This is a genomic window from Butyrivibrio sp. NATIVEDY162, assembly GCF_045999815.1.
Taxonomy (GTDB): domain Bacteria; phylum Bacillota; class Clostridia; order Lachnospirales; family Lachnospiraceae; genus Butyrivibrio.
On the sequence record NZ_CP172573.1, the window covers coordinates 2,165,001 to 2,178,102 of the forward strand.

Below are 13,102 nucleotides of genomic sequence, written 5' to 3' on the forward strand. Positions count from 1 at the left end.
TTGCCATGATGAATCGCGTCAGGATAAATCTGTGTTTCAAGGCAAAAACCTTCCCTCTTCTTATAAACAGCGCCATTTTTGCCGCCGTCAGCTTCAAGGCAATTACCTGCATAGAACTGGAATGCAGGGAGTGTTGTTGAGCACTGCATTGTGATTCCGGATTCAGGGCATGTCACTGTAGCAAAGGTTCTTCTTGTACCGTCAGCATTATCAATAATAAAGTTATGGTCGTAGCCGCCGCCAAGCTTAAGCTGGTCATTGTCAGCATCTATTTCGAGTCCAATAACTTTCTCTTTTCTGAAATCAAAAGGAGTTCCTTCTACGTCTGCAATCTCGCCTGTAGGAATAAGTCCGTCGCCCACTACAGTTGTTTTGCTTGAGTTAAACTGTGCAATATGATCTGTAATAGTTCCGGCATCATGACCACGAAGGTTAAAATAGCAGTGGTTTGTTATGTTAATGAGAGTCTTGGCATCACTTGTAGCATGGTAATGAAGTGAAAGCGCATTGTCATCAGAAAGAGTATATGTAACAGAGAACTCTCTGTTTCCGGAAAAACCGAGGTCTCCGTCATCTGCTTTAATTGTAAACGTAACACTGTTGTCAGTCTCAGAAGCTTCCCAGACTCTCTTATGAAAACCATTCTCGAAATCACTGTGAAGGTTATTAGGTCCGTCATTTACAGCCATTTTGAAATCTTTTCCGTCTATAGAATAAGCAGCCCCGCCAATTCTGTTGGCAACAGGTCCTACCACAACGCCTATGAAGCATGAATTATCAAAGTATTTCTCGGGCTCGTCAAAACCAAGAACCACGTCTCTCTTTTCTCCATCCTTATCCTTAACAAAAATGTTGCGGATAGCTGCGCCGTAGTTCATAAGACAAACCTCCATCCCCTGATCGTTTGTCATATGATATCCGTAAATAGGTGCTCCATCTTTTGTTTCTCCCAGAAACTCTCTTTTCACACTCATTTTGTCCTCCATCCTTTCGCTCATCAACGAAATAGTTAGTTTATAGCCTGCTTATAATTCTGTTCTGCCCTCAAGGGCTCTAAGCAGTGTAACTTCATCTATGTATTCAAGGTCTCCACCCACCGGAACCCCGCTGGCAATCCTCGTGACTTTGATTCCCGTTGGTTTGATCAGCTTGCTTATGTACATTCCTGTCGTTTCGCCTTCAAGGCTTGAGTTTGTTGCAATTATAACCTCATCAACAGTCTCTGTCTGTAGCCTCTGAACAAGTTCCTTAAGCTTAATGTCTCCCGGTCCTATCCCAAGCATAGGGGAAATAGCACCGTGAAGAACATGGTAGACCCCTTCGTATTTTCCTGTTTTTTCATAAGCTGCCAGATCTCTGGTGTTCTCCACAACCATTATGGTTCTGTGATCACGCTTTTCATTGGCACAAATAGGACAGATCTCATCATCTGTCAGGGTGCAGCATTTGCTGCAATAGTGCACATTCTCTCTGGCATCCGTAAGTGACCTGGCAAGCCTTTCGACTCTGTCCTTAGGCAAGCCTATTATATAAAAAGCCAGTCGCTGAGCCGATTTGCCGCCAATCCCGGGAAGGGACGACAGCTCATCGATCAGTCTGTTAATATGTCCGCTGTATAAATCCATTAAAACGAAAGTCCTCCAAGACTGCTATTCCTTAGAAAGGAAGTCCCCCAAGGCCGCCAAGACCGCCGGTCATCTTGCCCATAATATCGCCCTGTGCTTTCTCAGCCTGATCCATAGCTTCATTAACTGCTGCCAGGATCATATCCTGAAGCATCTCAACATCATCAGGATCAACTGCATCTTTTGCAATTGTGATATTTGTAAGCTTCTTGCTTCCAGTAACGGTAGCTTCTACAGCTCCGCCACCTGCGCTTGCCTTAAATTCCTTTGTCTCAAGTTCCTTCTGGCTCTCCTCCATCTGGCGCTGCATGCGCTGAGCCTGTTTCATAAGATTGTTCATGTTGCCCGGCATACCGCCCGGGAATCCACCTCTTTTTGCCATTTTTATATTCCTCCTGTTTTCAATTATTTAGGCTTGTTTCAAAAATCACTCATCCTCGGTGTCCTTCTCCTCGAAGGCATTTTCTTCATCGAGAAATTGCTGCTCGTCATAGGCCACATTATCTTGAGCCATCTGAGCGTAGTACTCATCCTCATCTATGCCGGTGATGATATCACCACCTGAATTTTCAATGTTATGTTGGTCTTCCATATGGGCCACTTGTTCATCGAATGCGGCAAATTCTTCAACCTCTCCAGAATCATTCTGGCGAAAACCCGAATTGCCACTTTCTGACATATTGCTTGCCTGAGCGTTAGTTGTATCTTCTAACACACTGCTTGCCTGAACGTTAGCTGTATCTTCTAACACACTGCTTGCCTGAACGTTAGCTGTATCTTCTACCACACCGCTTGCCGAAGAGTCAGGCATATCTTCTGCAACACTGCCTGCCGAAGAGTCTGGTGCCTCTTCTGTCACTCTGCTTTCCGAAGCTTCAGTCTTATCTTCTGCTACGCCTCTTACCGGAGCGTCAGGCGTCTCTTCTGCCACATTGTCCTCCGGGAAATCCGGCATTTCTTCCTCATCCTCAGTCACAATATCAAAATTGATATTATTCAGAAGAACAAATTGTTCCTCCATTGGCTTGTTGTGGTCAGCATAGCGCATCTCAAACTCCACATGTTTTCCTATGGATTCGTCAATAATTGCTGAGAGCTCGCTCTTGCCAGGATCCTCGTTGTATTTGTTAACACGCTCCTTGTTATCAAGCACGATTATGAGTCTGTTGTCGTTACTCTGACTTATGCCTGCCTTCTCGAGGTAAGTTCTCATAGGATTAGGCATTCTGACAAGAAGCCTGCCCCATTCATTGACAACCCTCTTGACGTCATCGGCAACTGCAGATTCCAGAACCTTAGCCTTCTGAGGAGTGGCTCCTGCTCCGGCCGCACCTGCATTGCCATCAGCGCTGCCATAGGCTGCCTGTCCCGAAGCGTTAACCGCTATCTGTCCGCTTTTTATCCCTCCGAGAACGCCATCCATCTCCTCGCTTTTTTGCTCAAGAATCCTGATCCTGTCAAGGAGAGCATCCGTAGTCTCATCCATCTGAGGTTTACACAATCTGATAAGAGCCACCTCTATCAGAATACGTTTCTGAGCTGCAAAGCGCAAGTTCTGCGATAACTCAGAGAACACCCTGATATATCTCATAATAGTATCGATGTCCGAACTCTTCGCCAGCTCTTTTAACGAATTCAGATTGTCAGTAGACATGTCAACTGCATCCTCCATGTTGTCAGAAGTGCTGACCAGCATAAGATTTCTGAGATACCATATAAAGTCATTAACAAACTGCGACAGCTCGCGCCCCTGAATCACTATATCTGACAGGAGGTTAAGCGCACCTGTTACATCCTGCACTATCAGGTATGAAAAAAGTTTGCCAAAAACCTGTGTATCCACAGCCCCGAGAACTCCCAGGACCTTGTCATAGGTCAGCTCCTCGCCATAATTGAACGCAATGCACTGGTCAAGGAGGCTTAAGGAATCACGCATGGAGCCGTCTGCTGCCTTCGCCACATAGCGAAGAGCCTTATCCTCTACCTTTACGCCTTCCTTATCAACAACCTCACGCAGTCTGTCTGCAATAGTATCAATGGTAATTCTATGAAAATCGTAACGCTGACACCTGGACAAAATCGTGATCGGTATCTTCTGTACTTCAGTTGTTGCAAGAATGAAAATAACATATGACGGAGGTTCCTCAAGACTCTTAAGAAGAGCATTAAAAGCCCCTGTCGAGAGCATGTGAACCTCGTCTATAATATAAACCTTGTACTTTCCTACGGTTGGTGAATAAGATATCTCATCAATAATCTCACGAATGTTATCTACGCCGTTATTGGATGCAGCATCAATCTCTATCACATTCCCCATAGCCGCACCGGACTCTATTGCCTTACAGGTCGGGCATTCTCCACAAGGACTCCCATCCTGCGGGTTCTCGCAGTTGACTGCTCTGGCCAGAATCTTGGCTACCGAAGTTTTACCTGTACCTCTGGTTCCGCAAAACAGATACGCATGTCCTATCCTATCAGATTTTATCTGATTCTTCAGCGTTGTCACAATATGATCCTGTCCCTTGACATCATCAAAGACAGGCGGTCTGAACTTTCTATATAAAGCTACGTACGCCATTAAAAATCCCCACGATTTTTTTCATAATCCAATCATCTAATTATACTCAATTAGGTCCTCATCAACAATAGTTTATTGACTTAGTAAAATACTGCTCGTATAATAAAAAAGCGTGCTGGTGAGCGCGTTATGCGATATTCAGAATACTGATAATCTTCGCAAATTATAATATGGAGTCGTATCAAAGTGGTCGTAATGAGGCGCACTCGAAATGCGTTTGTCCTTTTGGGCACGAGGGTTCGAATCCCTCCGACTCCGCTAAAAAAGCTCTGCCTGATGAGGCAGAGCTTTTTGTATGACTTCTTGAACGCAAATTGGAAAATGCGTTCAGGAATCCTGCGTTCCACAGGATTATAGCTCGTACTTAATCTTATCTTCCACAGTTATATCCGTTCCCATCTGAACCTCAATAAGCTGCAGTTCTTCGCCATTGTCATTAATTATGGTGTGCTTTGTTCCGGCCTTCATATGGATAACATCCCCCGGATGAACCTTTTTCTCGAAGCCATCTATTACGGTCAGACCTGTTCCTCGAACAACGCTCCATACTTCATCACGTCTCTCGTGGCTGTGGTAGTTCATCCTATGACCGGGGTTAAGCGTTACCTTAATGGTCATGGAATCCTTCTCTACATCAAGAACGCGGTAGCTTCCCCAGGATTTCTCAGCGAACATGATGGGCTGCTCGATCTTCTCAACGAAGGGCTTTATGTATGAGCTCTGCTCCTTGTCGGATACCAGGATGCCATCAGGTGAACAAGCAACTATGGCATTCTTTAACCCCATGACAATAACAGGAATGTTCATATCATTGATGACATGGACATTGTCGCACTTTTCATTAAGGAGAGCTTCTCCTATGACATTCTCTTCCATTGCCTCTGTGAGGGTATTCCAAGTCCCAAGGTCCTTCCAAAGGCCCCCAAATCTCATAACATTGATTCTGGATTCCTTCTCTACGACTGCATAGTCAAAGGAAATTTTCTCCAAGGTGTCGTATTTATCGAACAGATCCTGATAGTCTGTAAAATCTATAAGCTCGTGTGCCTTATCAAGAAGATATGAGAGTTTATATGCAAAAATACCACCATTCCAGAGTGCGCCTTTGGAAATATAGTCTTTGGCTGTTTCTACGTCAGGCTTCTCCTTGAAGGATATAACCTTCGAAACCTCATCCTTGTTTTCAGGGATGATATAACCGTATTTCTCCGAAGGATATGTGGGGTCTATGCCCATAAGTGTAAGATTGGCGTCACCTTCTGCTGCCAGCTTTGAAAGTTTCTCAAGGGCTACAAAGTACTCCTTCTCAACATAAGGATCCACAGGACAAACCACTACCGGTTCATCAAGTCCAACATTTTGGACATCATGAAGATATGAGCTTGCAAGTGCAATTGCCGGAAAAGTGTCTCGCCTGCAAGGCTCTATGGAAATTCCAACACCCATTCCAAGCTGATTGTTAATTGCTGAAACCTGAGATTTACTGGTTGCAATTGTCACATTAGCATCAGCATCTATTGCCCTGATCTGGCGATAGACACGCTGAACCATGGACTCATACTCGCCGTCACTGTCCTTAAAAATCTTTATAAACTGTTTTGATCTGACGTCGTTGGACAAGGGCCAAAGGCGCTGGCCTGATCCACCTGATAATAAAATTATATTCATGTAACTTATCTTTTCCCCAAAATTCATTTGTCCATTGAAGCAAAAGTGCATCTGCCCCTTTTCATCCAACTTACCGTCTTATCAAGTATGGCTAATCAAAGGCAAATGCACCAGTAATGCTACAAATACTTTTATTTATTCTACAGTTACACTCTTTGCAAGGTTACGGGGCTTATCCACATCAAGACCCTTTGCAACGCTTATGTAGTAGCCAAGGAGCTGCAGCGGGATAACAGCAAGTGATGCCGCAAAGTGCTCATCAATCTTGGGAACGTATGCTGCAAAATTAACTGTATCCTCAATCTCATAGTGACCATAGGTTGTAAGTCCCATGAGGTAAGCACCTCTTGCCTTACACTCAACCATGTTGCTAATGGTCTTCTCGTAGAGATCGTTCTGAGTAAGTACGCCTATTACAAGGATTCCATCTTCAATAAGACTGATTGTTCCGTGCTTAAGCTCTCCTGCAGCGTATGCTTCGGAGTGAATATAGGATATCTCCTTCATCTTAAGACTTCCCTCAAGGCATGCTGCATAGTCAATTCCGCGGCCAACAAAGAAAACATCCTTGGCATTGGAATACTTGGCTGCAAACCATTGGAGTCTCTCCTTATCATCGAGAACCTTTGTAATCTTCTCAGGAATTGTCTTCATCTCTGAGATGTAATACTCATATTTCTTTTTATCGATAAGTTCTCTGACATATCCAAAGTGAACAGCAAGAGCATAGGTTGCAACAAGCTGAGCACTGTAAGCCTTAGTTGTGGCAACTGAAATCTCAGGACCTGCAAGGGTGTAAAGAACGTGGTCAGCCTCTCTTGCAATTGAAGAGCCTACTACGTTAACAATTCCAAGTGTAGCAACGCCCTGACTCTTAGCCTCGCGAAGAGCAGCCAGAGTATCAGCTGTCTCACCGGACTGAGAAATAACTACAACAAGATCATTCTTATCAAGAAGCGGCTTCCTGTATCTGAATTCAGATGCTAGCTCAACTCTGACAGGTATCCTTGAAAGGTCCTCAAATACATACTGTGAAGCCATTCCAACATGCCAGGCAGAACCGCAGGCAACTATATAAATCTGTCTGAGTGACTTAATCTTTTCATCAGTAATTCCGCATTCTGTAAGGTCAATCTTTTTGCCCTTTATTACTGAGCTGAGAGTATCCTCTACAGCCTTGGGCTGCTCGTGGATTTCCTTCATCATGAAGTGCTCAAAGCCGCCCTTCTCAGCAGCCTCTGCATCCCACTTAATCTCAACCTTTTCCTTCTGAATCTCATCACCGTCAAGGTTGTAGAAGTGAGCTTCGCCCTTACCAAGGCGGGCCATCTCCTGATTACCGATGTAATAAACATTTCTGGTGTATTTAAGAATTGCAGGAACGTCTGATGCAACATAGGTTGCACCATCCTCAACACCTATAACCATAGGTGAATCCTTGCGCGCTACCCACACTTCATCCGGATAATCCTTAAACATAAGCGCAAGAGCGTAAGATCCGCGAACACGTACCATAGTCTTTGCTATAGCATCGATGGGTCCGATGTTGTACTTTTTATAGTAATAATCAACAAGCTTAACTGCCACCTCAGTGTCAGTCTGTGAATAGAATTCGTAGTCATGACGAAGAAGCTTCTCTCTAAGCTCCTGGTAGTTCTCGATGATGCCGTTGTGTACACCGACAACATTAGCTTCTTCTACAGCCGCGCCATGTTCAAATACATTAGATGAAACATGCGGATGAGCATTGGTCTCAGAAGGCTCACCGTGAGTAGCCCATCTGGTGTGACCGATACCAATTGTACCCTGAAGTGAAGCACCATCATTGGTCTTCTCAGACAAAACTTTAAGTCTGCCCTTAGCCTTAACGACTTTGACCTTGCCATCGCCGCCTCTGACAGCGAGACCTGCTGAGTCATATCCACGATATTCAAGCTTTGAAAGACCATCCAGGAGGATGGGAGCCGCCTGCTTTTTACCTACATATCCAACTATTCCGCACATATAATATCCTTTTCTTTTCTATAAAAAATTTAATAGTTTCAAATTCATCTATCGCTATACATATGTAAAATCACTTAGAAAATTTAAGCGATAGTATCATCACCATTATATATATTTTGAGAAAAAGCACAAGTTTCACACAATCCTTATGTGTGAAAGCCTGATAAAATCAAGATTTTCTCGCATATTACAAAATTTCCTTCTTCATGATCTCGTCCACTCTGCTCTTAATAATTGCAGCTCCTCTTCCTGATGAAAATCGCTCTCTGATATATATCCCGGCTTGTTCCTTCTTATGATCATAAAACTTTTTTTCTAAATAAAGCCTTCTGATATAGTCTGCAGCAGCGTCAACATCCGGGTCTGCCCAGTGACAACCCTTGTGGTAGGGCGGCGTTTCCTTCTTAATCTCTATTATCTTTGCAGGAACCATGCAGCATGCACCATCAGACATGAACTCAGCATTGGCTGACCATTTGGTTGCAACGCTTGGCGTTCCCAGGAACATAGCCTCAGCCATGACAAGCCCAAAGCCCTCCGATCTGTGAAGTGAGATGTGAGCATCTGCGCACTTTATCAAACTGTTAAACTCCGTCTTACTATAGCTGTCAGTTAAGATGTATATGTTGTCATAACCTTCAAGGAGCTTTTTTATATGGGTTATCTCAGCATCCGAAGCATGGGTTGCCTTAATTATGAGGCCTACATCTGAAGTATGGGCTACCCTATTTACGAGATCTTCATCTGAAGTATTGGTTACCCTAATTACGAGATCTTCATCCGAAGTATTTGTTGCCCTAATTACGAGGTCTTCATCGGAAGTATGAATTCCCATATATTTTAGGCCTACCTCCGAGTTATCTTTATAAGTTTTTATCTCGGATAATTCTCGTAAGCAACAGCTTTCAGCATTGTCGTCTGTATGCTTTAGCTGAAATGCCGCTTTATATGCCGCTATGGCACCATCCGGGTTTTTGCGTTCAGAATTACTTAGTCCGTCATAGGACATCAGATATAGAAATTTGTCCGAAGGAAGCCCGAAATATTCCCTGTCATATTTATCATCGGTAACAGGTTCCTTCATCGCATAGGGCACGGTAAAAACAGGCTTGTCAGTGACCTTTCGTATGGCATCACTTACAAAATCCGAAGGAGTCCAGACTTCATCAAACATTTTTATCTGATATACCCACTCAGGCGGGAACTCTGGAAGTTCCCAGAGCCAAAAAGCTATCATATATCTGTTGTCAAAATCTTCTCTTTTAGACTTAAGTAAAAAGCTGACCATTTCATTTGGATTTATGTGGACCAGATTGATGTTATATCGCAGCTCCTCTGATTCAAACTCAGCATATTTTGTGTTGGTCTCGTCGGCACTTTTGTTTTGGAAAATATTCTTTACTATGAAAGGAATTCCGGCCTCATTAATGGTATCAGCAACCAGCCTGCAGCTCTCGCCAAGTCCAAAGTCACCTCGAATGTGTCCGATGAGGTTGATGCCTGCAGGGTATTTATTTAAATCTATCGCCTGTCTCATTTTAAAAGGATATGCCAGATCAAAGAACCTTCCGCGAATGCGCTCACGCATAGTATATGAAAAAAAGCGCTTTATCACGGACTTCGCTACATGGCTTATTGGATGGTTTACTCCATGACTTGCTACTTGGCTTATTACATGGCTTTCTCCATGGCTTATTCTGCTTCTTTGTATATTTGCACCTTTTAACACTGAGTCTCCTACTTGTTTTACAATCTATAATCGGCGCTCTTCATAAAAAGAATGTCGCTCGCGACATTCTCGCGCCGAGCGCGGTTGCAGCTTGCAACATATTCCTTTCGCGCGAGTGCGCATCCTCACGGAGTGTTTTTTATAGCATAGGAAAGCTATGCTATAAAAAAACGTCCGCGGTTACTATCTATAAATTTAGCCCGGCTCCGAAGCCAGCTCTATGAGTTTAGCCAGATTAGCGCATATCCTGTCCCAGCTAAACCGCTCGGATACATATTTTTTGCCCCTTTCGCCCATTTCACTTTGAAGCTTTTTATCAGCAAGGAGATTAGAGAGTTTTTCATCGAAGCTGTCATAATCAGTGTAGTAGAATCCGCCACCACACTTATCGCAGTGTCCCTTTAAAACCGCACACTCACCATTAACGATCACAGGTCTGCCTACACTGAAGGCCTCAAGCACCACAATGGATAGCGACTCAAATTTTGATGGCATAATAAGAGCCGCAGAACCTGCGATACCTTCAAACTTATCCTGCTCGCTTACAAATCCAAGAGCTACTATGTCCTCAGACTTTGGAATATCAATAACTGTTTTTCCAAGGAGCACAAGCTTAAGATTACCCCCATGAGACTTTTTAAATCTAAGGAAAAAATCAAAAAGTTCGGGACAGTTTTTGCCGTCATCTATACGACCGGCATAAATAACATAATTATCTAAACCATATTTTTTCTTAAAAGCATCGCCGTTTACTGCTTCAGGCGCATCAACTCCAGATCCACCAAGAAGATATGGAATATTCTCACATTGAAATCTTGTCCTTACAAGGTCCCTCTCTTCCTCGGTTTCAAATAAAAATGCACGGGGCTTTGTAAAAAGCGGTTCAAATATCTTCATCTTAAGAAAAGGCTCATCATGAGCAAGTGGCAAGACAATAGCTTTATCCGGCGCCTCTTCTATACCTACAACAGTAGGATAATAGAGATAAGTTACAAAAATAAAGACAGCATAGTCATCCTTATGCTCCCTAATATATTGTGTGAGAGAAGGCACATAGGGGCCCTGCTCAATAAGCCATTTTCCCTCAAGAGCACGGGGAAGAAGCCCCTCCATAAACACTCTGTTTATGATATTAAACCTCGTCCTGTGCCTTTCCTTATTTACAGAAAAGCGGCGTACATGCACGCCGCTAATCATCTCATCATTTTCTTTATATTCGTTCTTCCAGGTCATGTAGTCTACGGCTTTAGTCGTAAGAACCTCCACCTCATAGAGACTGCACATGCGCTCGGCAAGCTCGCGGCACAGCGTCTCAGCGCCGCCGTTAACCTCCCTGCCATACCTTTGAATCACAAAGCATATCTTTTTCATAGATTATTATTCATAAATTATTTCTCAAAAAACTACGTCTCTGTCCAGGTTTCTGATATATCAATCAGAACCATGTTACTTCACAACGCCCTTCTCAAGGTACTCTGCGAGGTTAGTCTTAATTCTCTCGCTTGCACGCTCTACTGCAACCTTCTCCATATCATGCTTAACCATAATCTCTACAAGCTCCTCGAAGCTTGTCTTGGTAGGATTCCATCCAAGCTCTCTCTTAGCCTTGGAAGGATCGCCCCAAAGATTAACAACATCTGTAGGTCTGTAAAAATCGGGGCTTACTTCAACAACAACTTTGCCGGTTGCCTTGTCAATACCCTTCTCGTCCATCTCCTTACCCTGCCACTCAAGTTCTATTCCTGCATGGTGGAAAGCGAGGGTTGCAAATTCACGAACGGAATGCTGCACACCTGTTGCAATAACAAAGTCCTCTGGCTTGTCATTCTGCAAAATCAGCCACATACATTCTACATAATCCTTGGCATATCCCCAGTCACGAAGTGAGCTTAAGTTTCCAAGATAAAGCTTGTCTTGTTTGCCCTGTGCGATACGGGCCGCAGCCAATGAGATTTTCCTTGTAACAAAGGTCTCGCCTCGTCTCTCAGACTCATGGTTAAACAGAATGCCTGAACAGCAGAACATGTTGTAAGCTTCTCTGTATTCCTTCACAATCCAAAAACCGTACTGCTTGGCAACAGCATAGGGACTGTAGGGATGGAAGGGTGTGTTCTCATTCTGAGGAACCTCTTCAACTTTGCCATAAAGCTCTGAAGTAGATGCCTGATAAATGCGGCAGGTATCAGTAAGTCCGCAAAGACGAACTGCCTCAAGAACTCTCAGCACACCGATTGCGTCAACGTCAGCTGTAAACTCAGGTGAATTGAAAGACACCTGAACATGACTCTGTGCCGCAAGGTTATAAATCTCATCCGGTTTTACCGTATTAACAACATCAACAATACTCATGGAATCGCCAAGATCACCAAAGTGAAGATGAAAATTATCCTGTCCCTCAAGGTGCGCGATCCTCTCTCTATAATCAACTGATGAACGGCGGATCATGCCATGTACTTCGTAACCCTTCTCGAGAAGAAGCTCTGTCAGATATGAACCGTCCTGTCCTGTAACGCCTGTAATAAGTGCTTTTTTAGCCATAAAAAATCCTTTCAAAATTTATATCAATTGCCACCATTATAACACATAGTTTCAATTTACCATTATTATCTATAAATTATTGGAGTCCTCTCCTTTTTTGTAAAAATGTTCAATAATTCTTGCAATCCACGTTGGCCAGAATTTACAGAACATCTCAAAATCCTCCTGGGTTCTGGTATTACCGTTAATTAGAGCAGTGGTCTCGGAATCATCATGAATCCTGTGAACCATCAGGATACTGTTTACAAAAACGAACTCACCTTTAAGTCTTGAAAATCTCTCCCATGCCTGCCAGTCAATTCCGCCTTTGTAACCCGGAATAAATAACTGCTCAGGAAGATTCTCCGGAACATATGTCACAGACGGGCAGCAGATTGCAGAACCAAATGAGAGCATCCTTCGCCTCATGAATTTAGAACTCCACATAAAACGTGGTCTTAGAGGAAACAGCATTATGCGCTTTATATTAAGATTCCTGATATCAGAAACCTCCCGTCCGTTTCTAAGCTCGGCATAATCGGTGTAGGCTATGAGGGGCCTCGTCGTTCCATTAAAGTGTTCAATCACCTCTTTTGCAAAATCAGGCTTATACAGATCATCCTGATGCGCAATGGTAACAAGCCTTGTACCGGCGCAGCTTATAGCGAAATTCCAATCGGATGCTATGTCGCTGTTGAACTTCTTTTCCTCATTAACAAAATACGGTATATCGTATTTTTGTGCCAGGTGTTCTAAATATTCAGATGGTGTAGAAGTGCACATGATTACCCTTGTCTGCACAGTCTGATTCCTGACCGACCTGATGCACTCCTCTATATATTCACTTTGCCCGTAAGCACAGATCGTGAATGTATGATCTTTTGCATTAAAAAATTGTTTATCCATATCAAGAAGAGATTATAACACAAAAAAAGTATAATAATCCAAATATGCCACCTTGGACTATTATACTTTAGATTT

General features: G+C 43.4%; 9 protein-coding genes, 1 tRNA gene and 1 pseudogene (1 of these 11 running past the window's edge). 1 reads left to right on the top strand and 10 read right to left on the bottom strand.

All coding sequences use genetic code 11. The annotated features are described in order from the left end of the window. From ACHCNF_RS09430 to dnaX, 4 genes and pseudogenes are all read right to left on the bottom strand, one after another. On the bottom strand, positions 1-974 hold the 5' portion of the coding sequence (locus ACHCNF_RS09430; protein WP_408069552.1) for an aldose epimerase family protein. It extends 67 nt beyond the left edge of the window; 974 of the gene's 1,041 nt are visible here — the first part of the coding sequence; its start codon is at positions 972-974; the stop codon falls past the left edge of the window. A 51-nt stretch (positions 975-1,025) separates the two neighbouring features. Beyond that, positions 1,026-1,625 carry a recombination mediator RecR gene (gene recR, locus ACHCNF_RS09435; protein ID WP_408069553.1) on the bottom strand — a complete coding sequence of 200 codons (600 nt, stop codon included), beginning with the start codon at positions 1,623-1,625 and terminating at the stop codon, positions 1,026-1,028. Between the two features lie 31 nt (positions 1,626-1,656). Continuing rightward, complete coding sequence (locus ACHCNF_RS09440) at positions 1,657-2,007, bottom strand: YbaB/EbfC family nucleoid-associated protein (protein WP_408069554.1); 351 nt, start codon at positions 2,005-2,007, stop codon at positions 1,657-1,659. A gap of 582 nt (positions 2,008-2,589) precedes the next feature. Continuing rightward, positions 2,590-4,203 (bottom strand): annotated as a pseudogene (gene dnaX, locus ACHCNF_RS09445) (DNA polymerase III subunit gamma/tau); the annotation flags it as partial. A gap of 172 nt (positions 4,204-4,375) precedes the next feature. Here dnaX and ACHCNF_RS09450 point away from each other — a divergent pair. Further along, positions 4,376-4,461: transfer RNA gene (locus tag ACHCNF_RS09450), tRNA-Ser, on the top strand. A gap of 93 nt (positions 4,462-4,554) precedes the next feature. Here the strand turns inward: ACHCNF_RS09450 and ACHCNF_RS09455 are convergent. The 6 genes from ACHCNF_RS09455 to ACHCNF_RS09480 all read right to left on the bottom strand — a co-directional run bounded on the left by ACHCNF_RS09455 (position 4,555) and on the right by ACHCNF_RS09480 (position 13,027). Next, on the bottom strand, positions 4,555-5,871 hold the full coding sequence (locus tag ACHCNF_RS09455; RefSeq protein WP_408069555.1) for a sugar phosphate nucleotidyltransferase: 1,317 nt from the start codon (positions 5,869-5,871) through the stop codon (positions 4,555-4,557). A gap of 135 nt (positions 5,872-6,006) precedes the next feature. Next, entirely contained in the window at positions 6,007-7,875 is a 1,869-nt protein-coding gene (gene glmS, locus ACHCNF_RS09460) for a glutamine--fructose-6-phosphate transaminase (isomerizing) (RefSeq protein ID WP_408069556.1), read from the bottom strand. A gap of 187 nt (positions 7,876-8,062) precedes the next feature. Beyond that, positions 8,063-9,604, bottom strand: coding sequence for a glycosyltransferase (locus ACHCNF_RS09465; RefSeq protein ID WP_408069557.1), 1,542 nt, complete (start codon positions 9,602-9,604; stop codon positions 8,063-8,065). A 195-nt stretch (positions 9,605-9,799) separates the two neighbouring features. Beyond that, positions 9,800-10,975: a glycosyltransferase family 4 protein gene (locus ACHCNF_RS09470; RefSeq protein WP_408069558.1), complete on the bottom strand. Its 1,176-nt coding sequence runs from the start codon at positions 10,973-10,975 to the stop codon at positions 9,800-9,802. A gap of 75 nt (positions 10,976-11,050) precedes the next feature. Continuing rightward, positions 11,051-12,142, bottom strand: a complete 1,092-nt coding sequence (gene gmd / locus ACHCNF_RS09475; protein ID WP_408069559.1) for a GDP-mannose 4,6-dehydratase — start codon at positions 12,140-12,142, stop codon at positions 11,051-11,053. Between the two features lie 69 nt (positions 12,143-12,211). After that, positions 12,212-13,027 (bottom strand): glycosyltransferase, encoded by an 816-nt coding sequence (locus ACHCNF_RS09480; protein ID WP_408069560.1) that lies wholly within the window; start codon positions 13,025-13,027, stop codon positions 12,212-12,214. Positions 13,028-13,102: the final 75 nt, after the last annotated feature.

What these genes read in the sequence shown, in the direction of transcription:
- ACHCNF_RS09470 (WP_408069558.1), bottom strand. Translation starts at nt 10,975, where the DNA reads ATGAAAAAGATATGCTTTGTGATTCAAAGGTATGGCAGGGAGGTTAAC.
- glmS (WP_408069556.1), bottom strand. Translation starts at nt 7,875, where the DNA reads ATGTGCGGAATAGTTGGATATGTAGGTAAAAAGCAGGCGGCTCCCATC.
- recR (WP_408069553.1), bottom strand. Translation starts at nt 1,625, where the DNA reads ATGGATTTATACAGCGGACATATTAACAGACTGATCGATGAGCTGTCG.
- gmd (WP_408069559.1), bottom strand. Translation starts at nt 12,142, where the DNA reads ATGGCTAAAAAAGCACTTATTACAGGCGTTACAGGACAGGACGGTTCA.
- ACHCNF_RS09440 (WP_408069554.1), bottom strand. Translation starts at nt 2,007, where the DNA reads ATGGCAAAAAGAGGTGGATTCCCGGGCGGTATGCCGGGCAACATGAAC.
- ACHCNF_RS09480 (WP_408069560.1), bottom strand. Translation starts at nt 13,027, where the DNA reads ATGGATAAACAATTTTTTAATGCAAAAGATCATACATTCACGATCTGT.
- ACHCNF_RS09455 (WP_408069555.1), bottom strand. Translation starts at nt 5,871, where the DNA reads ATGAATATAATTTTATTATCAGGTGGATCAGGCCAGCGCCTTTGGCCC.